Annotated in this window: 21 protein-coding genes and 3 pseudogenes; 8 read left to right on the top strand and 16 right to left on the bottom strand. The window is 60.9% G+C overall.

Annotated elements, in window-relative coordinates:
- Window positions 1–73: 73 nt before the first annotated feature.
- From ACAD63_RS35240 to ACAD63_RS35230, 3 genes are read right to left on the bottom strand one after another with little or no spacing between them, the layout of a single operon-like run.
- Entirely contained in the window at window positions 74–637 is a 564-nt protein-coding gene (locus ACAD63_RS35240; RefSeq protein ID WP_434034887.1) for a tyrosine-type recombinase/integrase, read from the bottom strand.
- On the bottom strand, window positions 634–1587 hold the full coding sequence (locus ACAD63_RS35235; protein WP_434034886.1) for a tyrosine-type recombinase/integrase: 954 nt from the start codon (window positions 1585–1587) through the stop codon (window positions 634–636). The genes ACAD63_RS35240 and ACAD63_RS35235 overlap by 4 nt, the downstream gene beginning before the upstream one ends.
- Window positions 1584–2564 (bottom strand): tyrosine-type recombinase/integrase, encoded by a 981-nt coding sequence (locus ACAD63_RS35230; protein WP_434034885.1) that lies wholly within the window; start codon window positions 2562–2564, stop codon window positions 1584–1586. The genes ACAD63_RS35235 and ACAD63_RS35230 overlap by 4 nt, the downstream gene beginning before the upstream one ends.
- 198 nt (window positions 2565–2762) lie before the next feature.
- Here ACAD63_RS35230 and ACAD63_RS35225 point away from each other — a divergent pair.
- Window positions 2763–2915 (top strand): annotated as a pseudogene (locus ACAD63_RS35225) (H-NS family nucleoid-associated regulatory protein); the annotation flags it as partial.
- A gap of 29 nt (window positions 2916–2944) precedes the next feature.
- On the opposite strand, the pseudogene ACAD63_RS35220 reads toward ACAD63_RS35225, so the two are convergent.
- Window positions 2945–3748 (bottom strand): annotated as a pseudogene (locus ACAD63_RS35220) (DUF6537 domain-containing protein).
- On the opposite strand from ACAD63_RS35220, the gene ACAD63_RS35215 reads away from it, so the two are divergent.
- The 3 genes and pseudogenes from ACAD63_RS35215 to ACAD63_RS35205 all read left to right on the top strand — a co-directional run bounded on the left by ACAD63_RS35215 (window position 3673) and on the right by ACAD63_RS35205 (window position 5602).
- Complete coding sequence (locus tag ACAD63_RS35215) at window positions 3673–4599, top strand: tyrosine-type recombinase/integrase (RefSeq protein ID WP_434034884.1); 927 nt, start codon at window positions 3673–3675, stop codon at window positions 4597–4599. The pseudogene ACAD63_RS35220 and the gene ACAD63_RS35215 sit on opposite strands and share 76 nt — an antisense overlap.
- Window positions 4600–4628: 29 nt before the next feature.
- A pseudogene (locus ACAD63_RS35210) lies at window positions 4629–5348 on the top strand (Tn3 family transposase).
- A gap of 5 nt (window positions 5349–5353) precedes the next feature.
- Window positions 5354–5602 carry a Tn3 family transposase gene (locus ACAD63_RS35205; protein WP_434034883.1) on the top strand — a complete coding sequence of 83 codons (249 nt, stop codon included), beginning with the start codon at window positions 5354–5356 and terminating at the stop codon, window positions 5600–5602.
- Between the two features lie 23 nt (window positions 5603–5625).
- On the opposite strand, the gene dctP is transcribed toward ACAD63_RS35205, so the two are convergent.
- The gene (dctP, locus tag ACAD63_RS35200; protein WP_434034882.1) at window positions 5626–6267 is read right to left on the bottom strand and encodes a TRAP transporter substrate-binding protein DctP; all 642 of its coding nucleotides are present in this window, start codon (window positions 6265–6267) and stop codon (window positions 5626–5628) included.
- Between the two features lie 205 nt (window positions 6268–6472).
- Here dctP and ACAD63_RS35195 point away from each other — a divergent pair, with 205 nt between their 5' ends.
- Together ACAD63_RS35195 and ppc are read left to right on the top strand one after the other, a co-directional pair.
- Window positions 6473–8002: an acyl CoA:acetate/3-ketoacid CoA transferase gene (locus ACAD63_RS35195; protein WP_434034881.1), complete on the top strand. Its 1530-nt coding sequence runs from the start codon at window positions 6473–6475 to the stop codon at window positions 8000–8002.
- 36 nt (window positions 8003–8038) lie between these two features.
- On the top strand, window positions 8039–10876 hold the full coding sequence (gene ppc, locus ACAD63_RS35190) for a phosphoenolpyruvate carboxylase (protein WP_434034880.1): 2838 nt from the start codon (window positions 8039–8041) through the stop codon (window positions 10874–10876).
- Between the two features lie 250 nt (window positions 10877–11126).
- Here ppc and ACAD63_RS35185 read toward each other — a convergent pair whose 3' ends face one another.
- The 3 genes from ACAD63_RS35185 to ilvC form a co-directional block, all read right to left on the bottom strand.
- A complete protein-coding gene (locus ACAD63_RS35185) occupies window positions 11127–12119 on the bottom strand; it encodes a PDR/VanB family oxidoreductase (protein WP_434034879.1) in 993 nt (330 codons plus the stop codon).
- A gap of 73 nt (window positions 12120–12192) precedes the next feature.
- A complete protein-coding gene (locus tag ACAD63_RS35180; RefSeq protein ID WP_434035086.1) occupies window positions 12193–13746 on the bottom strand; it encodes a Rieske 2Fe-2S domain-containing protein in 1554 nt (517 codons plus the stop codon).
- Window positions 13747–13883: 137 nt separating this feature from the next.
- Window positions 13884–14921 (bottom strand): ketol-acid reductoisomerase, encoded by a 1038-nt coding sequence (gene ilvC, locus ACAD63_RS35175; RefSeq protein ID WP_434034878.1) that lies wholly within the window; start codon window positions 14919–14921, stop codon window positions 13884–13886.
- Between the two features lie 151 nt (window positions 14922–15072).
- Here ilvC and ACAD63_RS35170 point away from each other — a divergent pair, with 151 nt between their 5' ends.
- Window positions 15073–15756: a GntR family transcriptional regulator gene (locus ACAD63_RS35170; RefSeq protein WP_434034877.1), complete on the top strand. Its 684-nt coding sequence runs from the start codon at window positions 15073–15075 to the stop codon at window positions 15754–15756.
- 18 nt (window positions 15757–15774) lie between these two features.
- On the opposite strand, the gene ACAD63_RS35165 is transcribed toward ACAD63_RS35170, so the two are convergent.
- Both ACAD63_RS35165 and ACAD63_RS35160 read right to left on the bottom strand, forming a co-directional pair.
- Window positions 15775–17088, bottom strand: coding sequence for an MFS transporter (locus ACAD63_RS35165; protein WP_434034876.1), 1314 nt, complete (start codon window positions 17086–17088; stop codon window positions 15775–15777).
- Window positions 17089–17202: 114 nt separating this feature from the next.
- Window positions 17203–18045: a class II aldolase/adducin family protein gene (locus ACAD63_RS35160; RefSeq protein ID WP_434034875.1), complete on the bottom strand. Its 843-nt coding sequence runs from the start codon at window positions 18043–18045 to the stop codon at window positions 17203–17205.
- A gap of 156 nt (window positions 18046–18201) precedes the next feature.
- Here ACAD63_RS35160 and ACAD63_RS35155 point away from each other — a divergent pair, with 156 nt between their 5' ends.
- Window positions 18202–19113 carry a LysR substrate-binding domain-containing protein gene (locus ACAD63_RS35155; RefSeq protein WP_434034874.1) on the top strand — a complete coding sequence of 304 codons (912 nt, stop codon included), beginning with the start codon at window positions 18202–18204 and terminating at the stop codon, window positions 19111–19113.
- 603 nt (window positions 19114–19716) lie between these two features.
- Here ACAD63_RS35155 and pyk read toward each other — a convergent pair.
- The 6 genes from pyk to ACAD63_RS35125 all read right to left on the bottom strand — a co-directional run bounded on the left by pyk (window position 19717) and on the right by ACAD63_RS35125 (window position 26716).
- Window positions 19717–21132, bottom strand: a complete 1416-nt coding sequence (gene pyk / locus ACAD63_RS35150; RefSeq protein ID WP_434034873.1) for a pyruvate kinase — start codon at window positions 21130–21132, stop codon at window positions 19717–19719.
- Between the two features lie 166 nt (window positions 21133–21298).
- Window positions 21299–22570: a glycerate kinase type-2 family protein gene (locus ACAD63_RS35145; protein WP_434034872.1), complete on the bottom strand. Its 1272-nt coding sequence runs from the start codon at window positions 22568–22570 to the stop codon at window positions 21299–21301.
- 72 nt (window positions 22571–22642) lie between these two features.
- Window positions 22643–23449 (bottom strand): shikimate dehydrogenase family protein, encoded by an 807-nt coding sequence (locus ACAD63_RS35140; protein ID WP_434034871.1) that lies wholly within the window; start codon window positions 23447–23449, stop codon window positions 22643–22645.
- Window positions 23446–24231: an enoyl-CoA hydratase/isomerase family protein gene (locus ACAD63_RS35135; RefSeq protein ID WP_434034870.1), complete on the bottom strand. Its 786-nt coding sequence runs from the start codon at window positions 24229–24231 to the stop codon at window positions 23446–23448. The genes ACAD63_RS35140 and ACAD63_RS35135 overlap by 4 nt, the downstream gene beginning before the upstream one ends.
- Window positions 24228–25730: an acyl CoA:acetate/3-ketoacid CoA transferase gene (locus tag ACAD63_RS35130; RefSeq protein WP_434034869.1), complete on the bottom strand. Its 1503-nt coding sequence runs from the start codon at window positions 25728–25730 to the stop codon at window positions 24228–24230. The genes ACAD63_RS35135 and ACAD63_RS35130 overlap by 4 nt, the downstream gene beginning before the upstream one ends.
- Window positions 25731–25756: 26 nt before the next feature.
- Window positions 25757–26716 (bottom strand): Bug family tripartite tricarboxylate transporter substrate binding protein, encoded by a 960-nt coding sequence (locus ACAD63_RS35125; protein ID WP_434034868.1) that lies wholly within the window; start codon window positions 26714–26716, stop codon window positions 25757–25759.
- Between the last annotated feature and the right edge of the window lie 60 nt (window positions 26717–26776).

The following is a 26776-nucleotide window of genomic DNA, read 5'->3' as shown; positions in this document are numbered from 1 at the left end:
TGCTCATCTGTGCACACTCCTGATCCACGATCTTAATCTAAGGACCAAGCGTGTCCGCCTCGATCAGGCTACCTCACTTGCCTTTCAAGTTGACCAACGAGCTAGCACCGAACTGCACCTGTTCCTGTCGAAGCGCGGTGATTTCCGAAACGCGCGCGCCGGTGTTGTACATCGTCAGAAGCAGCGCGTAATCGCGCCGGCCGCGCCATTGGGACCGATCCGGCGCTACAAGCAGCGCATCGATTTCGACACGGGTGAGCGACTGCACAAGCAATCGATCAGTCCGCTTGAGCGGAACTGCGAGTACCCGTGTGGCCATGCCCACTGCTTCCGGTTCGCACAGTGCGACCCATCGGAAGAAGCTGTGGATCGCCGCCAGTCTGGCGTTGCGTGAGCTCACCGAATTGTGGCGCTCAGTCTCCAGGTGGTCGAGAAACGATAGGATGACGGGGGCGTCCAACGCAGCCAAGTGCAGTGAGGCCGGTTCAATGTGCGTCTTGTCCCGCACGAACTGAAGCAGTAGACGGAACGCATCCCGGTAGCTCGAGATCGTGCGCGGGCTGACATGCTTGTGGGCGAGCAGATGTTCAACGAAGAAGCTCTGCAGCAGAGGCCCAATCATGGTAGTTGTCTTCATCGCGTATCTCCCAGATTTGCATACTGTCCAAACGCCGCAGCCGCGGCGGTCAGCAGTGCTGGCGTTGCCGTCAGGTACCAGTACGTCTCAACCGGGCTGACGTGTCCCAGATAGACGGAGAGATTCGGTACCCATTGCTGGACCGGCACACCTTCCAGGCACCATTGCGTCAGCCGCTCGACGGCGAAGGTGTGGCGTAGGCTATGCAGCGTTGGCGCTCGAGCACCCAATGGTGGCGACATGCCCAACCGTCGGGCAGTGCGCGTGAACCAGGTGGCGAAGAATCCGTAGCTGATCGCCGTTCCGATCTCGGACATGAAGAACAAGTCCGACAGTCCTGCATATCCCAGCCTCCGGCGCAGCAGTGCGTAGGTCTTGAGCTTCTCGGCGGCGGTCGGATGCACGGGCACGATCCTCGACTTCCGGAACTTGGTCTCGAGGACCAATATTCGCGGCGGATCGATGTCAAGCCGCACGTCATCGACTGTCAACCGGATGGCCTCGCCTGCGCGAAGTCCAGTGCTGGCCAAAAGGCCAATCATTGAGACGTACACGTGCGGCCGCAGCTTGCGACGTGGCCGCATTGCAGCAGCGGCATCCAGAAGGCGGGTGAGTTCTTCCTGCGTGAAGATATAGGGCTTGCGTCGCTGCTGCCGCGCAATCAACCCGCTTCCAGGCACCTGCGTTTCTGGAACGCTGGCCCGCAGATAGCACAGGAACCGTCGGACGGCGGAAAGGCGGCTCGCCTGTCCGGCCGCACTGCGAACTGACGACGGTCCGCACGCCCAATCGAGAGCGAGCTGTGCGTCGATCGGCCATCTGTCAGTGGTGATCGCATACTCAACGAAGCTTCGCAGCAGCGTCCTTCTGGCTGCATCATTGAAGCCAAGCGCTTCCCTGACAGCGAGATAGGCCTCCAAGTGATCGCGTAACTCTGGATGCCCGCTCATGATCGCTCTCCCGGCCAAGGCAAGGCTACCTGCGCGAGCGTAGCGTGGTCGAGCTTCGCATAGATGGCTGTCGTCGCCAGCGAGGCGTGCCCCAGCACATCGGCGACTTCCTTGAAACTCGCTCCACCGCACACCATTTGCGTCGCCGCAGTGTGTCGCAGCGCATGTGCTGCAGCGGGGATGCCAACGACACCAGCGCGGTTCATTGCGCGGCGGACGGTTCTCGATACAACTGACGAGTCCAGGATCGGTCCATATGGCTCCCTGGTGCTCAGGAATACGGCTCGGCAAGAACTGCGGGGGCGTTCCCGCAGAAGGTAGGCAGACAAGGCTTCGCCAACATCATGAGGCAGCGGCAGGCAGCGTTCACGGTGAGTCTTGCCGGGGCGAATACGCATACATCCCGCACTCCAGTCGAAATCGTCAAGCATCAACTGCGTCAGCTCGCGGGCCCGTAGACCCATTCTCGCTAAGATCACCAGCATCGCCCGGTTGCGCAGTTCGTGGACGCCTCCGTCGAGCGAGGCGCCCAGCACGCGCTCGATCTGGTCTGCAGTGAGACGAACTGGCAAGGAGGCGTACTTCCAGTGAGGCATTGCGGGAATCGCGTCCTTGAGCTCACTGCCGGCCGTACCACAGAAAACCAAATACTTGAGCCAGGCACGCAATGCATTGCCAGGCTTCTTGCGGGAGTGCCCGTGGAGACGAGCCGCCTCTTGGCAGACGAAGGCACTAAGCCATTCCGCGCGTGGCATCCACTGGGCCAAGGCAGTTGCTTCACCGTATTGAGCGAGATACCGACGCACGTAGAAGCAATACTGGCGGCGGGAGGAACTTGCGAGCCCAACGACCTGTGATAGATGGCGATCGAAGTCGTCTAGCCAATGCTGCAGTTCGCTCGGTAACTCCGTTACCGAGGTCGCGTCGGGACGTCGCGCGTGGCGTGCCGACAGACCTGGGGACTGGGTGTGACCCATGAGCTTCTCCTCTCGACCAGATTGGTCGATCGGAAAAGCCTGCTCCGATTATGCGAAGACGTCACAGATGCCCGCGGACACAAATGGCCGACTCACGCCTTCTGCTGCATGTGATAAGTACAGACTGGGCATAACCGGGAACTGTGCCTAAACGCCCTTATGCTCTGCAGCGCATAAGGGCGTATCTTGGTCAGGGGCCCGCCACCGCCGCCACCCGCCCCAGCGCCGCCGCCGGTGGTCTGCTACCGCAACGCCGCGGGGCAGAGTTGGGGCGGGCAGGGCGACATGCCCGACTGGCTGCGGCGGGCGGTCAATGCGGGACAGTCGGTGGAGTTTTACCGGGTAGGATAGACGAAGCCCAAGTTGCTCCTGCCTCTGAATTACTTGCTCGCAAGCCGTTGCATCAGTTCGCCGCGCTGCTTGCGATGCGTCGCCATTGCGGCCTCCTTCACGGGGCCGAAGCCGCGAATTTGCTGTGGCAACCTCGCCAGTTCCAACGCAATCTCATAGCTATCTGAAAGCGTCGTGCTTAGCCTTTCGATGTCCGCGAAATACTCGGCCATCAGCGACCGTTCTGCGCGTCGCTCTGAGGTATAACCGAACACATCGGCGGGGGTGCCGCGCAGCCAACGAAGACGTGCCAGCATGCCGAGCGCGGGGAAGATCCATGGACCGAAACGGCGTTTGCGGGGACGACCCGTTGGGGCATCGGTGCGTGAAAGCAGCGGAGGCGCAAGTCACAGGGATACCTTACTGGAGGAGGAGAATTGCGCTGCCAGAAACGTCTTAAACTCCTCGTCCGAATAGAGCCGAGCGATTTCGTATTCATCCTTATATGCCATCAGGCGGTACGCGTTCACCGCCACGGCCATCGCGAAGCTTTCGCTACCAGGCCTCGCAACAACTTCGGCACTCCGCGCCCGGAAAATTAGTTCCCGATAGCGTTCAGCATAAGCAGCATTCTGGTACGCGGTCAGTTCCTGCATCCGATGGGCGATCACTTCATCCAGCGTTCGAGGCTTGGCCAATGGGGTGGATGAGCCTTCAATCGACTCAGGGTTGAAGCCTGTCGCCAGAATCCGACCCCAGTCAAAGGCCCGCCGGTTGAGTGCCACTGCGGCACCATTCTTCGCAATCGCGCCATCAATCGCAGTGCGCGACAGAGGCACCAGCCCTTTCTGCATCAGCGTGTGCATGGGTAAGGTGTCACCAAAAAGCCGCTTGGCCGAAGTGCCGGCGTCGATTTCGTGCCACGCAGTTGGATGACAGCGGTTGCGCACGCGTTCCTGCATTGGTCGTACCCGGGCTTGAGGGCGCGATACCAAGAATCCGGCGCTGGCGCCACGCTGCACTACCTGCTTGCCTATCGACCGATGAGGTCAACCGAGTGATCGCATTCGCTGCGAGTGGCGATACGTACCAGCCACTGCGCAACACGGCGATCGTCCTCCTGCTCGCGAGAACAGGAATGCGAGCCGCCGAGGTGACCAAGCTCACGCTTGACGATATCGACTGGGGCAACGGCGTCATCCGCGTTCGCGGCACCAAGTCGCGTCGAGACCGCGATTTGCGCCCGCGACGTCGGCCGCGCACTGCTGGCGTACCTCAAACGCGAGCGGCCGCCCTCGCCGCAAAGGCCAATTTCCTCGAAGCGGCTCCACCATGGGAGCCATTCGCGGATTCGTCATCGATTTCCAAGATTGTCCGGAGAGCCATGACCCGAGCCGACATCTCTTCGGCGCGTGGCGCTGCACATCTGCTGCGCCACGCCGCCGCGACGAACATGCTCAAGCAGGAAACCAGTTTCAAGGGCATCGCCGGCGTACTCGGTCATCAATCGCTACAAAGCACCGCGATCTACGCGAAGCTCGATCTTCCCGCGCTCTCGCGAATTGCTAAGCCGTGGCCGGAAGCGCATGAAACCCGAGGAACTGGAGAATCAGCTTGCGCAGTACCTTGTGCATCGCGAGTCGCTGGGCTACCGTCAAACTCACCGCGGCGTACTGACGCAATTCGTGCGGGACTACGCCGTTGAACATCCTGGCGAGCCCGTTGAGACCGTACATGTACTCGCGTGGATCACGCGGGTTCACCGCACGCCGCAGACACAGTCCGCCATTCTCGGTGCGCTGCGCGGATTCCTACGCTTCGCACAAGCAACCGATCCCGAAACCGCCGTCCCCGACAAGCACCTTCTGCGATCTCGGTTCGAACCCCTCCCTTCCTTTGGAATGCGGAGCAGCTGCGATCAATTCTGGAAATCTCGGCTTGACCAAGATGGCGGAATCCTGCCCGGGTACCACCTACGCCAAGCTTTCCTGGCTGCAGGCCTGGCATATTCGCGACGAGACCTATTCAGAGGGCTTGGCGGACCTGATCAACGCGCAGTCGGCCCATGCCTTTGCTTCCCATTGGGGCGATGGCACCACGTCATCGTCGGATGGCCAGCGCTTCAAGGCCGGGGGACGTGCCGAAAGCACCGGGCACGTCAAAAGTACGGCTCGGATCCCGGCCGGGTGATCTACACGCACATCTCGGACCAGTACGCGCCGTATCATTCCAAGCTGGTCAACGTCGGCGTCCGTGACTCATGTGCTCGACGGCCTGCTGTACCACGAATCGGATCTGCGTATCCAGGAGCACTACACCGACACCAACGGCTTCACTGACCACGTCTTTGCCTTGATGCACCTGCTCGGATTCCGGTTCTCGCCCCGCATTCGCGACCTCGCCGACACGAAGCTGTACACATTCCCGGCAACCCCGACGATTATCCGGCACTAGCGCCCATGATCGGCAGCACGTACAAGGAGAAGCTGATCCGGTCGCACTGGGACGAAGTGCTGCGCCTGGCCACGTCGATCCGGCAGGGCACGGTCACCGCTTCGTTGATGCTGCGCAAGCTCGGCAGCTATCCGCGACAGAACGGCCTGGCCGTGGCCCTTCGCGAGCTCGGCCGCATCGAGCGGACGTTGTTCACCCTGGACCGGCTGCAGGACCTGGAACTGCGTCGCCGATCCCCCCCCGCGGCAGAATAGATTATATGAACGCCCCCGATGCGCTAGGTTTTCTTGTGTTCTGATTCAACAGGATAGGTGAGCTCGGTGAACGACAGAGGCAGCGGCGTTGCGCCAAGCGCAGACGTCAGGTCGATGAACACGGGGTTCTGAAACGAACGCAGCTTCAGCCCAGCGAAGTCCTCGACCTTGGTGATCGGACGCTTGCTATTGGTGTAGTGGCGGAAGCCCAGTTCCATGAAGCCGAGGCCGACCAGGTTCTTTTCGGGGAGATAGGACATCAGGCGCTTGCCGGCCGGGCCATCGAGCACGCGCGCGGCTTGCTGTTCGCTGTCGAAGACGAAGGGCAGATCGAGCACCACGAAGTTCTTGACGAGCCCGCTGAGCGCGGCCGGCAGCACGATCGTGGCTTCCACGGTTCCCCCCTGCAGCGACGAGATCATCTGCTGCTCACCGCCCAGCGTTCCATCACCGTACACCTTGACCTTGAGCTTGCCTTCACTCTTCTTGCCGACGATCTCGGCGAATTTGGTGGCGCCAACGCCCAACGGAGTGTCGAGTGCGGTAATCACAGACAGCTTGATCGACCTCTCCTTGATGTCGGCCGCATGGACAGGGGCCGCCCACATGCAAGCAGCAAAGGGCAGGGCAGCGATAGCTGCGGCAAGGTAGCGACGAGCATTCATCTCCAAAGTCTCCTGGGACAGCTTGTTGGAATGGTTCGAATTTGAACCGATTCAAAAAGCGCTCGGTATTAGTGTTTCCCCCTACGCCCAAGTGCATCTGCAGGATTTGACAGATCGATTTGAATCGATTCAAATTGCAGGAATCAGAAACGTTTGTGCTCGGCACCACTCTGGCCGCGGCATCACTGAACGGTGGAGACCTCATATGACCAAAATTGAAATTTCCAGTGCGTCCGCTGCGGCTGCGTTGATCAAGGATGGCGACACCGTCGCCGTCGCGGGCAATGGCGCCGGCATGGGCTCTGCCGAGGAGATCTTGGCGGCCATTGAAAAGCGCTTCCTGGATACCGGCCATCCGCGCAATCTGACGCTCGTGCACTCGCTCGGGCTCGGTGATCGGGACCAACGCGGCATCAACCGGCTGGCGCACGAAGGGTTGGTCGCCAAGGTGATTGCCGGACACTTCACATGGTCGCCGCGGATGCAGCAGTTGATCCGCGAAGAGAAGCTGGAGGCCTACAGCTTTCCTGCCGGCGTGATCCAGCAGCTGCTTCGAGAGATCGGCGCCGGCCGGCCGGGGCTGTTCACGGAAACCGGCCTGGGGACGTTCGCCGATCCCCGCCATGACGGCGGCGCCTGCAACGCGCGAAGCAAGGATCAATTAGTCGAACTGATGCAAGTGGATGGCAAGGACATCCTGCGGTACAAGCCATTCAAGGTGGATGTCGCTATCGTCCGGGGCACCTACGCGGATTCCCGTGGAAACATCAGTCCCGAAGAGGAGCCGATGGATCTCGACCTGCATACCATGGCGCTTGCCGCCAGCAACAGCGGGGGACTGGTCCTCGCCCAAGTGCGCCAGGTCGTTGAGGCAGGCACGTTGAACCCGCGCAACATCCGGATCCCGGCAATCATGGTCGACTACGTGGTCGAGGCCCCTAACCAAGAGCAGTTCTATGGCCTCGGCTATGACATGACGGTGAGCGGTTCGCGCCGCGCACAGCTTGGGTCGGCCACGGCAGACTTGCCGGCAAAACTGGAGCGGCGAATTATCGCCCGCCGGGCAGCCATGGAGATTGTGCCCGGCGCTTCGCTGAACTTCGGATTCGGTATCCCCGGCGGCATCTTCGGAGTCATCGCGGAACAGGGCATCGGCGACCAGCTCTGGATGAGTGTGGAGCAGGGCGTTCACAACGGCCGCATGCTCGACGATGCGCTTTTCGGGGCCGCCCGGAATCCCGAAGTCATTCTGCCTTCCATTGAGCAGTTCGACTTCTACAGTGGCGGCGGGATCGACGTGGCCTTCCTCGGTATGGGTGAGGTGGATGCTCAAGGCAATGTCAATGTCTCCCACCTGGGCGGAAACCTGATTGGGCCCGGTGGGTTCGTCGACATCACGCAAAACGCCAAAAAGGTCGTTTTTTGCGGAACGCTCGACGCCCAAGGAACCAAGCTGGCGTTCTCTGACGGAAGGCTGAATATTCTACAGCCTGGCAAGGTCCGCAAGTTCGTTTCCAGTGTCGAAAGGATTACTTTCAGTGGGGAATTCGCCCGTGAGCATGGCCGCGAGGTGCTGTTCGTTACCGACCGGGCTGTATTCCGGTTGGAAAAGGACGGCCTGACGCTCATCGAGGTGGCACCCGGCGTGGATATCGAAAGGGACATCCTTGCGCAGATGGACTTCAAGCCGGCCGTCGGCGAAGTCAAGCTGATGCCTCCGGAAGTGTTCCGCTGATCGCGATACGCTTAGGATTGGAATAGGACGAAGCCAATGCCGAAACAGGAGACGGATGCCGTGGCGAACCTTGCCGTCGCGCCCCCGGGTGCAGCTGACCATCAAGCCTTCGTTGAGGACATCCGCCTGCTCGGCCGCATCCTCGGCGACGTGATTCGCGAGCAGGAGGGCGCCGACACCTTCGCGCTGGTGGAAAAGATCCGCACGCTCTCGGTGACTTTCCGCCGCGACGAGGACCATTCTGCCGACAGCGCGCTCAAGGAATTGCTCAAAGGCCTCTCGACCGCAGAAACGGTTCGCGTGATCCGCGCCTTCACCTACTTCAGCCATTTGGCCAATCTGGCCGAGGACCGACATCAGATCCGCTGCCGCACCGGTGCCGAGCGTGCCGGTGCGCCGATTGAAGGTAGCTTGGAAGTGGCGCTCGCGCGAATTAGCGATGCCGGCATCGATGCGGGGCAGATCGCGGATTCGCTGCAGTACAGCTACCTCTCGCCAGTTCTCACCGCCCATCCCACCGAGGTGCAACGCAAGAGCATCCTCGACGCCGAGCGCGGCATCGCGCAGCTGCTCGCCGAACGCGACGACATTCGCCTGCGGCAGCAGTTTTATGCCAGTGCCATTGACGCGCTCAGCTCGCGCGAACTTGCCGATAACGAAGCGCAGATCCGCGTGCGTGTCACGCAACTGTGGCAAACGCGGCTGCTTCGCTTCACCAAGCTGCTGGTGGCGGACGAGATCGAGAATGCGCTTTCCTACTACGAGGCGACCTTCCTGCGTGAGATCCCGCGGGTATACGCCGACCTGGAAAACGCGTTGGGCCGCAAGAGCATCGCGCCATTCTTCCGCATGGGCCAGTGGATCGGCGGCGATCGTGACGGCAACCCGAACGTGACGGCAGAGACGCTGGACTACGCCTTGCGTCGTCAGTGCGAACTGGCGCTGCGACATTACCTCACCGAAGTGCACTACCTGGGCAGCGAACTGTCGCTGTCGGCCGCACTGGTGGATGTGTCGGAGGAAATGCAGTCGCTGGCAGAAGCGTCCCCGGACCCCAGTGAGCATCGCCGGGACGAGCCATATCGCCGGGCACTGATCGGCATCTATGCGCGCCTCGCGGCCACGCTGCGCGAACTGACCGGTGGGGTGGCGGCGCGCCACGCGGTGGCACCGCAGAACCCTTATCCGAATGCCGAAAGCTTGCTGGCCGACCTGCGCACGATCGAGAAATCGCTGCGCGAGAAGCATGGCTCGGCTCTGATCGAACCGCGTCTGCGGCCGCTGATCCGTGCCGTGGAAGTGTTCGGCTTTCATCTCGCGACGGTGGACCTGCGTCAAAGCTCCGACAAGCACGAGGCAGTAATCGCCGACCTTCTGAAGGTAGCACGCATCGAAGGCGACTACGCGTCGCTGGCCGAGGATGCCAAGCAAAACCTGTTGCTGCGCTTGCTCGATGATGCCCGCCCGCTGCGGGTACCCGACGCAGCATACGAAGCGCTGACGACGAGTGAACTGGCCATCTTCGCCCAGGCGCGTACCGCGCATGCGCGCTACGGCCGCGCCGCCATCCGCCACTACATCATCAGCCACACCGAGACGGTGAGCGACCTGCTCGAAGCGCTGCTGCTGCAAAAGGAGGTCGGTCTGATGCGCGGCACCCTGCAGCACGACGGGGTGTGTGATCTCATCGTGGTCCCGCTGTTTGAGACCATCGAGGACTTGCGCAATGCCGCGCCAATCGTGCGCGCGTTCTATAGTCTGCCAGGCGTTCATGCGTTGGTGCTGCGCTCCGGCGCCGAGCAGGACGTGATGCTCGGCTACAGCGACAGCAACAAGGACGGCGGCATCTTCACCAGCAACTGGGAACTGTACCGTACAGGGGGCGCTCTGGTTAAGCTGTTCGACCAGTTGAACGAAGCCCAGATGCCCCCCATCCGCCTGCGCATGTTCCACGGGCGTGGCGGCACGGTCGGCCGTGGCGGCGGTCCTAGCTACCAGGCCATTCTGGCGCAGCCACCGGGAACGGTGCGCGGGCAATTGCGTTTGACGGAGCAGGGCGAGGTGATCGGCTCCAAGTATGCCAACAGCGAAATCGGCCGGCGCAATCTGGAGACGCTGGTTGCCGCCACCTTGGAGGCAACCTTCCTCACGCCCGGCGAAGCAGCGCCCGTCGAATTCGTGGAGGCTGCCGAGGCGCTCTCACGCGCCAGCATGGCCGCCTACCGTGCGCTCGTGTACGAGACACCGGGCTTCGTCGACTACTTCTTCGGCGCCACGCCGATCCGCGAGATTGCCGAATTGAACATCGGCTCACGTCCTGCATCGCGCAATCCCCAGCAGAACATCGAGGATCTCCGCGCCGTGCCCTGGAGCTTCAGTTGGGGCCAGTGCCGCCTGACCATTAATGGCTGGTACGGCTTCGGCAGCGCCGTCGCGGGCTTCATCCAGGCAGCTCCTGGCGCCGAGTGCCGAAACCATCGAGAAGCTCTGCTGCAGCAGATGTACGAGCAGTGGCCTTTCTTTCGCACGCTCCTGTCGAATATGGACATGGTGCTGGCCAAAAGCGATTTGCAGCTGGCCAAACGTTACGCTGAGCTGGTGTCAGATCGCACGCTGAGCCAGAACATCTTCTCGATGATCGAAGCCGAATGGCACAGGGCTGCGGACGCATTAGCGATGATCACGGGCTCAAGCCTCCGCTGCTTAGACATGCAGTTATCTTTGCGCTATCGGTTTCCCTACATCGATCCCCTGAATCTGCTACAGCTTGAACTTCTTCAGCGCTTTAGGAGCGGCGACCAGAGTGATCGGGTACGGCGTGGAATTCACATTTCAATCAACGGCGTAGCCGCTGGGCTGCGGAACACAGGCTAGACTGCGGATCTATTGATCAAGGGTGGGGGCGGCCCCGACGCTGGTGGCTCACAGGAACGGGTCTATTGCCTGTTTAAGCAGCGATAGTCGCGATGTCGCTATCTGCAGGTCAATGGCCTGCAACCCGTCCATGGCATGTGACGGTGGACGTCGGGGCGCAGGCGCAGTCGCTGAGATGAGGATGAACAGCAGAAGAATATGCACTAGTGGACGGCCATCACTGCACATGGCTTCGCTCCATCGGTGACTGCTACAGGTCCAGTACCAGTGTCCCGCCACAGCACCGAGACACGCACGGAGTCATCACGCTTTGTCGTTCGCTCTCGTCGAGAATGAAATCCTGGTGGTCGACCTCACCGGCCAGATAGCGGACTTTACAAGTCCCACATAGGCCGGACTGGCAGGACGTCTCCACCGGCGCACCCGCTTGTTGGAGGACTTCTGCCAGGTTTTGGTCCGGTGCAACAGTGAGCTTCGTCCCGGACTGCGCCAACTCGACCACATAGCCCTCAACCGGCACATCGCTCGCACCCGGTGCTTTTTGCACCGGCGCCTTGAAGTGCTCGCAATGGACAAGTTCTTGTGGCCAGTGCGCGGCGGCATCGGCGCAAGCCTGCATGAATCCGGCTGGACCGCAGTAGTAGATATGCGTATGCGGTTCTGGATGCCTTAGCAGCTCGGTGATATTGAGCCCGTTCTTGGGATTCCCTCCATCGAAGTGACAGTGGATCTTCCCAATTCTGGCGACGCTCTTAAGTTCCGCTTCGAACGCAGCGTATTGTAGGCCCTTGGCACAGTAGTGCAGGTCATAGTCGATTCCCTTCGATTCGAGGCGATGGGCCATCGCCTTGAGCGGCGTCACACCGATACCGCCGGCAAGCAGGATGAACTTGCTGACGCCCTCAGCCAGGGTGAAGTTGTTTATCGGCACGCTGACCTTGACGCGATTCGGAACCCGTAAGGTCTCGTGCATTCCCCGTGAGCCGCCGCGGCCGGTTTCATCTCGAAGGACGGCGACGACGTAGCGGTGACGCTCCTGGGGGTCGTTACAAAGCGAATACTGACGGATAACTCCCGGGGCAATATGCACGTCGATGTGCGCGCCTGCAGTAAATCCCGGCAACTCATTGCCGTCGGGATCGACGAATTCGTATGAGTTGATTCCGGCAGCCTCCATGCGAACTTGCCGAAGAACCAGTTCCAGATGGGTGAGCGCGCTGCGCTCGGTGGTGGGGGCATTCATGGTGAACCTCGTATCTCCAGGTGCATCGGGCCGGGCGGTACGGTGCCGCCCGGCGTTCATGTGTAGGCTCGCGTTAAGGTTTCAGACTCTGCTCCAGTTCTTCGAACTTGGCCTTGACGAACGCAGCGCGCTCTTCGCCCTTCAGGCCATCGGCCTCCGTGATGATGGCGACCGCCTTGCGTGCGAGCAGGCGACGATTGGCGACCTCCTGCTCCATCGTTTCGGCTTCCGGGAGCTCGAATACGTTGCCCGTGCAGTAGCTGTTGGGCGCGCCACCGACGTCACGCAGCCATTGGGCGAAGCCTTGCGCAGCGGCGGCAGCGTTGGAGCCGCGCACCGCTTCGCGCAGCATCTTGCGGAAGGCATAGAGACCGGCATCGAACTTGGTAGGGTTTTCCAGTGCGTGCACCGCGATCGGACGCTGGCTAATGATCGCTTCGTAGTCACCCGGCGCGTACTGGGCATCCTTGTAGTTGGTGCGCTCGCGGTGATTGGGAGGAATCGGCGGCATGTCCTCGAGCTTGTACTTGCCGAATCGTTCTGGCCTGCGCATGGCGACCTGGCCATCGAGAAAATCGATGGTTTCGTATCCGACCATGCTCTTGTCGCCCACAAGGCGCGTATCGATGCCGGGGCCCATCACGCGCCAGCCGATCATCTTGCTATTTTCGTCGTCGACGGGCACGGTCCAGCGGATGATGTGGAAGCGGCTGAACAGCTTCTTCTTAGAGCCATCTTCCGAGGTATAGGCATGCAGACTGAGGTTCGGCAGGACCTGGTGCTGGATGCGCAGGAACATCTTGTCCTTGTCGACACGCCGGGCACCCGCGCAGGCGAGGCCGCGGCCCTGATGAACGGGGATGAACTGCATGTCCGGTGCGACTTCCATTGACGCAGCGCCGACTTCGTCGAAGGTCGTGCTCTGGAACTTGCCGCCCACGACGTTCTTCGCGGCATGCAGGGCGGTGGGGTGGAAGTTGTCGGCGGCGTTGTCCTGCACCTGGAGCCAGTTGCAGTGCTGGAAGTTGCTGTACGGCACCAGTTCGTCGGTCGGCAGCACCGTGAAATCCTGCTCCCACTCCGGGAACGGCGGCTCCTCTTCCGGCGGTCCCATATAGGCAAAGACCAGGCCGTTGCGCTCGATGGCCTTGTACGCACCCTGACGGATCGAGCAGGCGTACTTGTCGGCTTCGTTCTCCTCGCCCGCAGGGAACGGGACATGCAGGCAAGCGCCATCCACGTCGAACACCATGCCGTGGTAGCAGCATTTGATGCCACGCTCCTGGATCGCGCCGTATTCCAGCGAAGCGCCACGATGCACGCAGTGGGCATGCAGCACGCCGACGCGGCCACTGCCGTCACGGAACGCCACGAGTTCTTCGCTCAGGATCTTGAGGAAGCGCGGCGTGTCGGTGAGCTCCATGGACATGCACACCGGATGCCAGAAACGACGCATGTATTCGCCCGTCGGCGTGCCCGGGCCCGTTTCGGTGAGTTCGGGGTCGTGGCCAGGTACGCGGCTCGTGTAGTAGCCGCCGTAAGGAATCAGCTTCTTCGCGGCGGGGGCGGCAGCGGGAGTGCCTCCGGTGGTCTTGCTGGCGTCGTGTTGGTCGAAGGGCGTGGTCATGGTGGGGTCTCCTGGGGTCTTGCAGTTGTCTTTGACTACTGAATTCTGAACTCTGTATACAGAGTTTAGGCGCGCAATACGGCGATGTAAGTTCGGGTTTACGCGGGAATTGGCGCCTTGGTCGCTTGGCTGGGTGATCAGTTCCTGGTTTTGTCGACCAAGGCCGACTTGCGAATCCACGGCATCATCTCGCGCAGCTTCGCACCAACGACTTCGATCGGATGGGCTGCGGTCAGGCGTCGGCGTGACTGCAGGGTAGGTCCGCCCGCCTGGCTTTCGAGAATGAATGACTTGGCGTATTCGCCGGTCTGGATGGATTCGAGAATGGCCTTCATGGCGGCGCGGGTCTCGCTGGTAACGATGCGCGGCCCGGTAAGGTATTCGCCAAACTCGGCATTGTTGGAAATGCCATAGTTCATCGTGCCGATACCGCCTTCGTAGATCAGGTCCACGATCAGCTTGAGTTCGTGCAGGCACTCGAAGTACGCCATTTCCGGGGCGTATCCAGCATCCACGAGCGTGTCGAACCCGGCCTTGATGAGCTCGACGGTGCCGCCGCACAAAACTGCCTGCTCGCCGAAGAGGTCGGTTTCGGTCTCCTCGCGAAAATTCGTCTCGATCACTCCAGAGCGGCCACAGCCAATGGCCGTGGCGTATGCCAATGCGAGATCCCGGGCGCGTCCTGACCGGTCTTGCGCGACGGCGATTAGCCCTGGGACACCGCCGCCTTCCGCATAGGTCGAGCGCACCGTGTGACCGGGCGCCTTGGGCGCGATCATGACGACGTCCAGATCCTTGCGGGGAACGACCTGGCCATAGTGGATGTTGAACCCATGCGCAAATGCGAGGCTTGCGCCTTCACGCATTGCTGGCTCGATAGTTTCCCGGTAGACCCGGCCGATGGTCTCATCAGGAATGAGAAGAATCACAAAATCGGCGGCTGCCGCGGCCTGTGCCATGCTGGCGACCTGAAGTCCGGCTGCCGCCGCCTTCTGCCAGGACTCGCCACCCTCGCGCAGGCCGACGACCACGTCGATGCCGCTGTCCTTCAGGTTAAGGGCATGCGCATGCCCTTGAGAGCCGTAGCCGATAACGGCCACCTTTTGCTTTCGCAGAAGTGACATATCAGCATCTTTTTCATAGGAGACTCGCATAGATTCGTTCCTCGGTTGCATATTTCGAACTCTGAACTCTGTATTCAGAGTTCAAATTGTTGGCGTTGGATCAAGCCAAAGTCAAGTACATCGTGCGGACTCTGAATCCAATTGCATTGAACGGCCGGCTCCACCACAATGAACTGGATACAGAGTTCAGAAGGCAGTTACCATGGCGACCACATTTCCCAAGATTCAAGCCCGGCCCGATTTCGTCGATGAGGTGTACAAGATGCTTCTCGACGCCATCAGCGATGGGACGCTTGCTCCTGGGACGCGCCTGACCCAGGAAGAAATCGCCGAGCAGATGCAGGTGTCGCGTTCGCCGGTCATTCAGGCGCTCCGCATCCTGAAGAAAGACGGGTTCGTGCAAGATGCCCCGGGTCGGGGGGTGCTGGTCACTCCGTTGGATGCAGAGTCGATCGGGCACCTCTACGAGATTCGTGGTTCGCTGGATGCCCTGGCTGCCCGACTCGCGGCGAAGCGGCACTTCAAGGTCGATCCGAAGATCATTGCTAACGGCCGGCGTGCGACGCAGGGCAAGGACGTCAAGGCCATGATCGATGCAGACATGGAATTTCATCACGCCATCTATCGTGCGGCAGGCAATCCGTTCCTCGAACAGAGCGCGCAGAACTATTGGGTTCATCTCCGCCGCGCCATGGGGGCCGTTCTGCAATCGTCCGCGCAGCAACGCAAGACGATCTGGGACGAACACGAGGCCATCGCGGAAGCCATTGCTGCGGGCGACGCCGCACGCGCGGCTGAGCTGACCGATCTGCATACGACGCGCGCCCGGGAAAATCTGATCAGCCGCCTTGACGAGTACATCGGGGACACCCGTCAGACGGCCTGATCCATATCGTCCCAGTTGTTATCGGCGGCTGCCAATGTTGACCAGTTGCGCAGGCACGGTGAACACGAGCAGCGCGCCGATGATCAGACTCGCGGCCAGGACAAGCACGCCATTGCCAGTGGTACCGGTTGATGTCTGGACCCAGCCAATGAGATACGGGCTGATGACGCCGGAGATGCTGCCCACCGAGTTGGCGAGAGCAATACCGGCTGCGGCGGCCGCACCGCCGAGAATCGCGGGCGGCAAGGTCCAGAACTGGGAAATCGTCGTCATGATTCCCATCGTGCCAATGGTCAGCGCAAACATCGCAATGGCCGTATTGTTGGCATAGGCTACGCTAAAGCACAGACCCAGAGCCCCGAGCGCACCTGGTATCGCCAGATGCCAGCGACGTTCACCCCGGGTATCCGAGCTTTGACCCACGAGAATCATCGAAACAGTCGCGGCGGCGTACGGAATGGCTGACAGCAGGCCGATGTCCAGCGGATTGGAAACGCCGCTTGCCTTGACGATCGTCGGCAGCCAGAAGCTGACGCCGTAGAGCCCCATGGTAAAAAAGAAGTAGATCAAGCTGAGGAGCAGAATCTTCGGATTGGTCAGCCCGTCCCGCACCGAGTGCAGGGCGTGACCACGGCTCTCTGCAGCCAGATTGGTTTCGATCATCGTTTTCTGGGACGAACTCAGCCACTTCGCGTCCGAGATTTTGTCGTCGAGATAGAAGTACGCGACGATGCCGACAAGAACTGTGGGAATGCCTTCCAGCAAGAACAGCCACTGCCATCCGGCCCAGCCGTGCGAGCCGTGCATGGCGCTCATGATCCAGCCAGACAGCGGGCCGCCAACGACGCCGGACATGGGAATACCTGTCAGGAACAGCGCAGTCACCTTGCTACGGCGAGATGACGGGAACCAGTAGGTCAGATAAAGCAGGATGGCCGGGATGAAGCCGGCTTCGGCCACCCCAAGCAAAAAGCGCATGATGTAGAAGCTTGTCGGCGTTTTGACGAACATCATGGCGGCAGAGATCAGGCCCCACGTGATCATGATGCGGGCGATCCACCGCCTGGCGCCCACCCGTAACAGGATGAGGTTGCTGGGGACTTCGAACAGGAGGTAGCCCACGAAGAAGATCCCCGCGCCAAGGCCGTAGACGGCATCGCTAAGCCCAAGGTCCTGCATCATCTGCAGCTTCGCGTACCCCACGTTAATGCGGTCCAGGTATGCGCACATGTAGCAGAGAAACAGGAACGGCAATAGCCGCCACATGACCTTGGAATACGTTTCCGATTCGGTGGCGACGTAGGGCGTCACCACGCTCACTGGTGTTTGCATGGGGTGTCTCCTTGGGGGCTGTATTTATCGATGCAGAGGAGGCCGCGTCAGCATCGCGCTGCTGGACATGCGGCCTGTAAGGTCACGGGGCGTGACCTTTGGTGAGGCAATTGCTTAATCGAACATGTCCGGCTGGGTGAGGCGCAGGTGATCCCAGATCGGTTGGAAGTGCAGCCAGCCGATGTAGTCGCTGCCGACGTGTTCGCGGCTGTAGCGCGCGCGCTCGGGCGTCACCAGATGAGTCTTGGCGCCAGTCGCTTCGATCATCAGCTGCTGCTTGCAGCAACGCTCCAGCGCGATAAACCAGAAGGCCGCCGCTTCAATGCTGTGGCGGCTTGCCGTAAGCAGGCCATGGTTCTGGTGAATGGCGGCCTTCACACCGCGGAAGGCGTTGGCTACCTTGTGGCCGCCCTTAACCTCCACCGCAACCTTGCCCGCCTCGTCGCCGATCACGACGTGGTCTTCATAGAACGCACATGCGTCCTGGGTAATCGGTTCGATGCCCTTGCCCAGCGAGGCAAAGGCAGTGCCATATTCGGTGTGGGCATGGCACATCGCTACGATGTCCTGGTGCATCTCGTGAACGGCGGCGTGGAGCACAAAACCGGCGCGGTTGATGGCGTAATCGCCCTCGACCACGCGGCCTTCGTGGTCTGCGCAGATCAGATTCGAGACGTTCACCTGTGCAAAATGCACCGCCATCGGATTGGTCCAGTAGAGTTCCGGATGCTCCGGGTCGCGCACCGTCAGGTGCCCCGCGAAGCCGTAGTCCAGACGTTCCAGCGCGAAGGCGCGGCAGGCCGCGACCAGACGCTCTTTGCGATGCTGCCGCTCTTCTGCGGGCGTCGCGAACTTGGGCACGGACGGATAGATCAGCCCCATCTGTTCCGGCTGATAAATGGAGGTGCGTTCCTGCTCGTTAAAGACTTGCGGGGCGCGTTCGAGTACTGCTGCCATGTCAACTCCTCGTTGAAAACCGTGTAGGGACTATTTGTGTTCGCAAGGCGTGTTCGGGGCCTGCGGTACGTGTTCATAGTCGTGGCCCGGGACTGCGTTGACAAACGATGGGTGTTCATGAAAACATGAACCACACTCATGTATAGCTGGAGTCTTATGAGGCGCGTGCCAAATTTTGTGCTGCTTCGAGCCTTCGAGGCCGCTGCCCGACTGGAAAGCTTTACTCTGGCGGCCAAGGAACTGCATCTGACCCAGTCGGCGATCAGCCACCAGGTGCGGGAGCTCGAGGAGTATTTCAGCCGCAAGCTTTTTGATAGAAGGACTCGCCGCGTGGAACTCACGCCAGAAGGCAAGCGCCTTCAGGAGAGTCTTTCCCGGGTGTTCGATGTCATCGAGGCTGCATGCAACGAAGTCGCGCTGGCTCCTCAGTCACAGGTGCTGGCGGTGTACTGCGCGCCCAGCTTTGCCGTGAAATGGCTCGGTCCACGGCTGCCGCAGTTTATGCAGACGCATGGCGATATCACGATCCGACTGTCTTCGGGCGCGGAAGCCATTGACCTGACACAGGCGCGCGAGGTCGATGTCGCTATCACCTATGGTTCGGCGCACACACGGGCAGGACTGGTCGTTCGTCCTTTGGGCAAGGAGCGCATCGTTCCGCTTTGCTCTCCAGCCTTGATCAATGCCGGGGAGTCGCTACGGGATCAGATGGAAAAGCTTCCGCTGATCGATTCCCAACTCAGCCGGGTGAGTTGGCCAGATTGGTTTGGCGCTAATGGCATGGCCTGTCCAACGCGTCCGCGTGCATCCTTCGATCGCGGCGCGCTGGCGATTTCGGCGGCCGTTGATGGCATGGGTGTCGCGCTTGAGAGCATCCGGCTGGCCGAGCGTGAATTAGCCAGGGGCGATCTTGTCGCCCTCGGCGAGGATCAGTTCACCCAAATCGCACGTGAAACCCATTTCCTGTCTTACAGACAGAACGAGATGCACCTTACGAAGGTCGGTACGTTCGTAACATGGCTCATCGCGCAGCTTGGCGTCGATATGGAAACGGTAGCCGAAAGATGATGCGACCGAGCGTCTTGGACTGCAACGAGATCTTGCGTCATTGGCGTGCCGCTAATAGCCTGACAACTGAACGTCGCAAAGTTAAGCAAAGAACCGGAGCCGCTCGTACCCGGAGGCCCAGAGGAAGGCCTACGCCATACCTTGCTCTGTTGAGTTCACTTAGCGTGACCGCGTCGGAGCCAACGCCGATGCATTCCTCATTACTGATAGACTCGACCATAGGCTTGGAAATGGACATCAGCTTGCATTCTGGCGAAGTCGCGCGTCCAGCAGCCAACTCAACATGAAGGTCCGCTAACCGGTCGCCTGAATGACTGTATGACGGCGAAGGAGGTAAATGGCGGGTCGCCGACCCATCAGCAGTCGGCTATCTCGATCGTGCCGCCTAGCATGTGTAGTAGCCCCGGTGGCGGGCCATTTTATCGATCCCGCGACGACGGCCGCCATGTCGGAATACCGTCGTCGTCGGAACTATCGAACCACTCCCGAGATTGCGTCGACCCGTGTAAGCGCCGGAAGGTCCTGCCGCGATGCCAACGTCGCCCAGTCCTGGCGTTCAACCCGTGCGGCAGCAGGTCCTTGGTTTTAGAGACCGTTCAAACGTCAATGAATTTGCGCGATACGCAACAGGTTGGTGGTTCCCGCTACCGTGAACGGAAGACCTGCCGATATAACGATTGACAGTCCCGAGCTGCCAAACTTCTCCTTCAAGACTGTTTGGCACGCGAGATCCGTCATCTCAACGACATCTTCCACTTCCTGGCACAGGACGGCGTGAACGCCCCAGGCCAGGGCGAGACGACGTGCAGTGGATTCGAGAGGCGTCATCCCGACAATAGGGACAGCGGGACGCTCACGCGCCATGCGAAGCGCGGAATAGCCGGAACTCGTATAGGCCACGGCTGCTGGCACCTTGAGCAACTGCGCGATGTGCCGCACGGCGTTGCTAATGGCATCAGCAACTTGTTGATTCGGCGGCGTGTGCGAGGCCTCGATGGCGTCGTGGTACAGGGGGTCAGACTCTGTGCGCTTGATGATTCCGTTCATCATCTGCACGGCTTCCACAGGGTACTGACCTGATGCGGACTCAGCGGAAAGCATGACCGCGTCGGCGCCGTCGTAGACGGCGGTCGCCACGTCCGACGCTTCAGCCCGCGTCGGTACCGGCGAAGCGATCATTGACTCCAGCATCTGGGTCGCCACAATCACAGGCTTGCCGGCCTTTCGACAGGCCCGAATGATCTGCTTTTGGAGTGACGGCACCTGCTCCGCGGGCATCTCCACCCCGAGATCGCCTCGTGCCACCATGACGGCATCCGCTTCGCGAACAATCTCATCCAGGCTTTGAATCGCCGCCGGCTTTTCCAGCTTTGCAATGACGCCAGCCCGACCGTTCACGATCTTTTTGATTTCGCGAACGTCCTCTGGACATTGCACGAAGGAGAGCGCGACCCAGTCTACACCGAGCTCGAGTCCGAACTCCAGGTCGCGACGATCCTTCTCCGTCATCGCAGAAAGCGGCAGCATCACGTCCGGAACATTTACCCCTTTCCGGTTCGACAGTGGCCCGCCATTAAGGACGGTCGTTTCGGCAAAGTCTTCTCCGCGGCTATCCACACGCAGTCGAATCTTGCCATCATCCAGTAGCAGTTCCGAGCCTTCTCGCAAGGCGGCGAAGATTTCCGGATGCGGTAGATGCACTCGTCTCGCCGACCCGTCGGCCTCGCTGAGGTCAAGGCGAAACTTGTCGCCGGCAGACAGTGATACCTTTCCGCCAGCAAATGCGCCGATACGAAGCTTGGGGCCTTGGAGGTCGAGTAGCACGCCAATAGGGCGGCCATGTTGCTTCTCAACAGCCCGGATTTCCGTCAGCCGTTGCGCGTGGTCCTCATGAGTACCATGGCTGAAGTTGAGCCGAAACACGTCAGCGCCCGCCAGGAAGAGGTCGTTGATGACCTCGCGCGAGGAACTGGACGGGCCGAGGGTCGCTACAACCTTAGCATTTCGAATGCGTCTCACTTATTTACTCCGATATTGAGGCAAGGGGCGGGGCTTGCGGTGGAAGCAGGCTGCCGACCTCGAACGCAGTCGGCAGCATGAAATCGAGCTTGAGGTAATCAGCAAGCCGGTGGAAAAGGCCGTGCTGGGTTCGACCGACTTAGGATCAGAGCCAAGTTGGGCGGGCCTATCTTTTGTCGATTAGGATTGCCCGGAAGTCATTGACGTTCGTGAGCGTGGGGCCAGTCACAACGGAATCGCCGATAGCTTGAAAGAAGCCATGGCCATCGTTGTTGTCGAGGCTCTTGCGGGGGTTGATGCCAAGTGCCCAGGCCCGATCGAGCGTGGACGGCGTGATGCAAGCGCCAGCAATTTCTTCGGCGCCGTCAACACCATCCGTGTCGCCGGCAATTGCATGAACACCGGGCAGCTTATTGAGAGCCACCGCAAGAGACAGCAGGAACTCGACATTCCGACCACCACGCCCGTTGCCTTTAATGGTTACGGTCGCCTCTCCGCCCGACAGCAATGCGCAAGGAGCCTTGAACGGCTGTCCGCGCAACGCGGCTTGCTTGGCGATACCGGCCATCGTGAGGCCCAAGTCTCGCGCTTCGCCCTCAATGCTGTCTCCGAGGATATAGGGCGCGTAACCGGCCTGGCGCGCGACTTCAGCCGCGGCTTCCAAGGCGACCTGCGGCGTGGTAATGAGTCTCGCCTCCGTCCTGCGAAGGCGCACATCATCGGCCTTGAGGCTCTCCGAGTGCGGCTGGTGCAGGTAATTCAGCAAGTTTTCTGGGACGGCGATGCGATACCGTTCAAGGATCGCAAGCGCATCGGCACTGGTCGATTCGTCCGCAACGGTCGGTCCCGATGCAATATCAACTGGCTTATCCCCGGGGACATCCGAGATGAGTAGCGTGATGACTCGTGCGGGATAGCATGCAGCGGCGAGGCGTCCCCCCTTGATTGAGGACAGATGGCGACGGACGCAGTTCATTTCGGAGATCGTTGCTCCGGACTGCAGTAGCGCGGCGTTCACTGCCTGCTTGTCCTGCAACGTAATGCCTTCCCCTGGGGCTACGAGTAACGACGAGCCGCCTCCAGAGATTAGCGCAATAACGAGATCCGCTTCGGAAAGACCGGAAACCATTTTCCGCAGACGCTCGGTTGCCTTCAGGCCTGCTTCATCCGGGACAGGATGGGCAGCCTCTACGATCTCGATGCGCTCGCAGGGAACAGCGTAGCCATAACGAGTAATGACCAGTCCCTTCACTGGCGCAGACCAGTGCTTCTCCAACGCCTGCGCCATCGCGGCCGATGCCTTGCCAGCGCCCACAACTATGGTCCGCCCCATCGGCGGAGTGGGCAGGAATTGCGCGATGCAGCGATCAGGCTGAGCGCGACTCACTGCGGCGTCAAACATATTGCGGAGCAGACTTACTTGGTCGCTAACTGACATGTAATTTCGTTTTCAAACTGCAAGAGGCAAAGATGCGAACTCACGGGTTCGCCATGCGAAGGCGTGCTGTTCTCAGTCCAACTCATATCCGAAGAACTGCGCAACGCGTCGGGCTTGACCAAGGTGCATGTGCTTTCCGGAATGGGTACGATGTCCGGTGTCGATCGCACGCTGCAGTAACGGTGTGATCTCGGGCTTGGTGATGACGTCCACGATCAGCGTTTCGCGCGGCAGTTCGGCGGGATCGAACGGAAGCGGATCTGTGCTCTTCATCCCCAAGGGAGTGGCGTTCACCACTGCGTCGACGGCTTCTCCTGGTGCCGTCTCGGTCGTGATGCGTGCCGCGGGAAAGGCCGCCTGCAGTTGGCGGCAGAGCATGTCCCGCTTCGTCGTATCGGGATCGTGCAGCAAAAGACGGGCAACGCCGGCCTGGGCCAGAGCTAGGGCAATCGCAGCGCCTGCACCGCCAAGGCCGAGAAGGCGCACCCTCCAGCCTGAAGGGTCGTGACCCTGATCGCGCAACCCATCGACAAATCCGACGCCGTCGAACATGTCGCCCGACCACCTGCCATCCGGCTCACGGCGAGCCGCATTGACGGCACCTACGAGCTGGCCAGCGGCTCCGACCTCATCCAGGAATGCGGCAAGGCGCACCTTGTGGGGCATCGTAATGACAAGGCCCCGCAGGTTCCGCAGCGTGGACAGTCCGGCCCACGCCGAAAGAATGTCTTCCTCGCCGACGTGCATCGGCACAAGCACAGCGTTGATGCCGCGTTGCAAGAACATGGCATTGAATACCTCGGGAGAGCGTACGGCCGCTATCGGATCGCCCACGATCCCGTAGAGCTGCGTGGAACCGTCGAGTTGCTCGGGCCTCATGATCGATCCCCAGTTGGCTTCGGTGCGCTGCGTCGTTCGAGGAAGTTGCCGATGCGGGTCTTGGCTTCGGTGGTGTCAAGCACCACAGCCGCAAGCAGTCGTTCTATGCGAAGCGATTGCCGCAACGACCCCTCGGACGCCTCCAGGATTACCTCGCGTGCGAAGGCAACAGCGGGAGCACTGCGCTGCGCAATGGCTTCCGCCATACCGATGGCGGTCTCTACAACTTCGCTGGTTGGAACAGCGCGCGCTGCAATGCCGTAGTTCTTGGCCTCCACGCCAGACAGTTCACGCCCAGTCAGGATCAAGTCGGCCGCGATGGCGCGGCCTGCCAGGCCGATCAGCCGTTGGCTTCCACCCTGACCGGCGATGACGCCAATGCCGGTCTCGGGCAAGGCGAAGCGCGCGTCTTCTGCAGCCACGATGAGGTCGCAGTACAGCGCGAGCTCGAAGCCGCCACCGACTGCATATCCACGCACCGCAGCAATGATCGGCTTAGGCATCCGGCGGATAGTGTCCAGGTCATCGAGCCAGCCATTCAGAATTGCCTGGACGCCTTGGAGCTTGGCGACGTCGACCAGGTTGGCGCCGACGCAGAAATGGGTAGGCGTGCCAGCAAGGACGACGCTGCGCACCTGAGCGTCAACCATCGCTTCCGATAGGGCGCCCAGCAGTGCCCGTCCCAGCTCCGGAGACATGGGATTGCCTCGGCGCGGCATGCCGGTCATCGTAATGATGCGGACTGCCCCCCGGTTTTCCACGCTGATGAGCAGTTCACTCATTGCATTACCTCCACGTCGTAGGTACGGACGGCGCGAACGACGGGGGCGAAGTCCATCTGCGATAGGACGTCTCGCTGGAGATTCACGCCGGGGGCCAGTTCGATCAGTTCCACGCCTTCGGCCTTCAATTCGAATGTGGCACGCTCGGTCACATACAGAACTCGCTGGCCACGGCTCAGAGCTTGCTGGCCACTAAACGTGACTTGGGACACCTCGTTGACCAGCTTGCGAATGCGGCCGTGTTGTTGCACTTGGACTTGGCCATTCTCGATGTTGACCTGACTGCCCTTTGCATCGAAGGTGCCGCAAAAGACAACGGTCTTGGCGTTCTGGGAGATGTCGATGAATCCACCTGGTCCGTTGACGTTACCGTTGAGCTTCGACACGTTGACGTTGCCCGCGCCATCCATTTCGGCCATGCCCAAGAAGGCCATGTCCAGCCCACCACCGCTGTAGAAATCGAATTGGGAGGGCGAGTCGATGATGACCGAGGGATGATGCGCCATGCCGAAGAGGTCATCATCGATCATGTGGCCGCCGTGAATGCCTTGCTCGATGGTCAAGCAGTAGTCGTCAGACTTTCCCCGTTCGGCGATGAGGGAGGCGACCTGTGCTGAAGCGCCGAATCCGAAGTTCAGGCTGTCGCCCGGCCGGAGTTCGAGGGCGGCGCGACGCGCAATGATTCTCTTGAGGGGGTCCGTCGATGCCTGCGGCTTGCGGAATTCTCCGCCACGACCAACCAGCGACGGATCGAATCGGCCCCGGTAGGTTTGCATCTGCTCCGGCACGACGACCACCGCGTCGACCAGCGCGCCCGGGATGGCAACATTGCGGGGATTGAGCTGGCCCGCTGGAACGACTTCGCGCACTTGGGCGATAACTTTGCCACCGCTGTTGTGGGCTGCGAGCGCCACGGCGTAGCCGTCCAGGTCCGCTGGTTCTTCCTCCAGCGAGATGTTGCCGGCGGTGTCGGCAAAGGTGCCTCGGATTATGCCAACATCGACCGTGAAGGGCTTGTACCGGAGGTATTCCCGGCCGTCGAGTTGGAGCAGTTCAACCACGTCCTCCTTGGCCGCAGCGTTCATCCGGCCACCGCCATTGCGCGGGTCAACGAAGGTCCCAAGGCCTACGTGGGTGATCAGGCCCGGGCGGCCTGCGCCGATCTCGCGCAGCAGGTGGGCGATGACACCGCCCGGCAGTGCATAGGCTTCCAGGCGGTTGTCTTTGGCCAAAGCCTGCATTCGCGGCGACCAGGTCCAGTGACCACCGACGACGCGGCGCACCATGCCATCGTGGGCGAAACGGTTCGAGCCGCGCTGGTTTCTGTCCCCCAGTCCCAGGGAGTGGACCAACGTTAGACCGGCAGCCCCCTCGGCGTTGCGGAACCGCCGCTCGATGGCCTCGAAGATGGCATCGGGCTCGACCACCCCCCCACCCGAGCCCGTCACGGCGACCGTCGCGCCGTCGTCGACCACGAGGGCAGCTTCGGCGGGACTCATCGTCTTGTCGCGTATCACGGTGTTCCTTACTTCAGCTGCAGCTTTGCGACGATGTCGCTGTAGAACTTGAATTCGCGGTCGAGTTCGGGCGCGAGCTTGTCGCCATCTTCATAGACCATGCCAAGGAATTGGTTCTTGAAGAACTGCTGGTATTTCGGGTCTTGGCTCGCTTTCTGGGCGACGTCCTTCAGCTTCGCGATGACTGCGGGAGGCGTTCCCTTCGGCACGGCCAAGGCGCGCCAGGTTCCCAGTTGGAGGTCAATGCCGCGCTCCTTGAAGGTCGGGACATCCGGGAAGTCCTTGAGGCGCTGCGGTGCCATGACGCCAAGCAGGCGGAACTTGCCAGCCTTGACATAGTTCCCGGCTTCGCCGGTCGTCGCAAAGCCACCTTCGACTTGATTCCCCAAGATCGCGGTCATCTCAGGGCCGGCCCCGACATACGGAATGTTGTTGAAGGTGAGACCGGTTTTTTCCTCCAAGGCGACGGCCGCCAGGTGATACGTCGCGCCTTTACCCGAATTTGCAAGCGCGACTTGGCCCGGCTTTGCCTTGGCCTTGGCCAGCACATCTTCCAGCGTCTTGAACGGCGAGTTCGTAGGCACGATGAGCACGATCGGATCGACGTTCAGTCGCGCGATGTAGGTGTAGTCCTGGGACCGTGCTTTGCCGATTCCCTGCAGATAGGCCAGGTTAATCTCCGGCGTCACCATGGTCAGTTTGTAGCCATCGGCCGGCGCTCTGGCGCCTTCCTGGTGTCCGATGGCACCGGCGGCGCCCGGTCTGTTGACCACAATCATTCCGTGAGAAAGCTTTCGTCCCGCGGTATCGGCGAAGGCTCGTGCGACCGCGTCGGTTCCGCCGCCGACGGCGAAGGGAACAAGCAGTTCGACGGGCCGAGTGGGGTAGTCATCGGCTGCGGCATGGGCAGTGAAAGCGCAGAAAGTGAGAGCGCCAATGGCGGCGCGCAAGAAGGTCGAGCGGTGCATGAGTCTGTCTCCTAGTGGCGAGGGTTCTTTGACCATCTGAACCGGTTCAATTTGAACCGA

It is taken from the genome of Cupriavidus sp. a3 (assembly GCF_051015765.1).
Lineage (GTDB): Bacteria > Pseudomonadota > Gammaproteobacteria > Burkholderiales > Burkholderiaceae > Cupriavidus > Cupriavidus oxalaticus_A.
The sequence above is the reverse complement of the archived record's forward strand: the minus strand, read 5'-3'. Positions and strand labels throughout refer to the sequence as shown.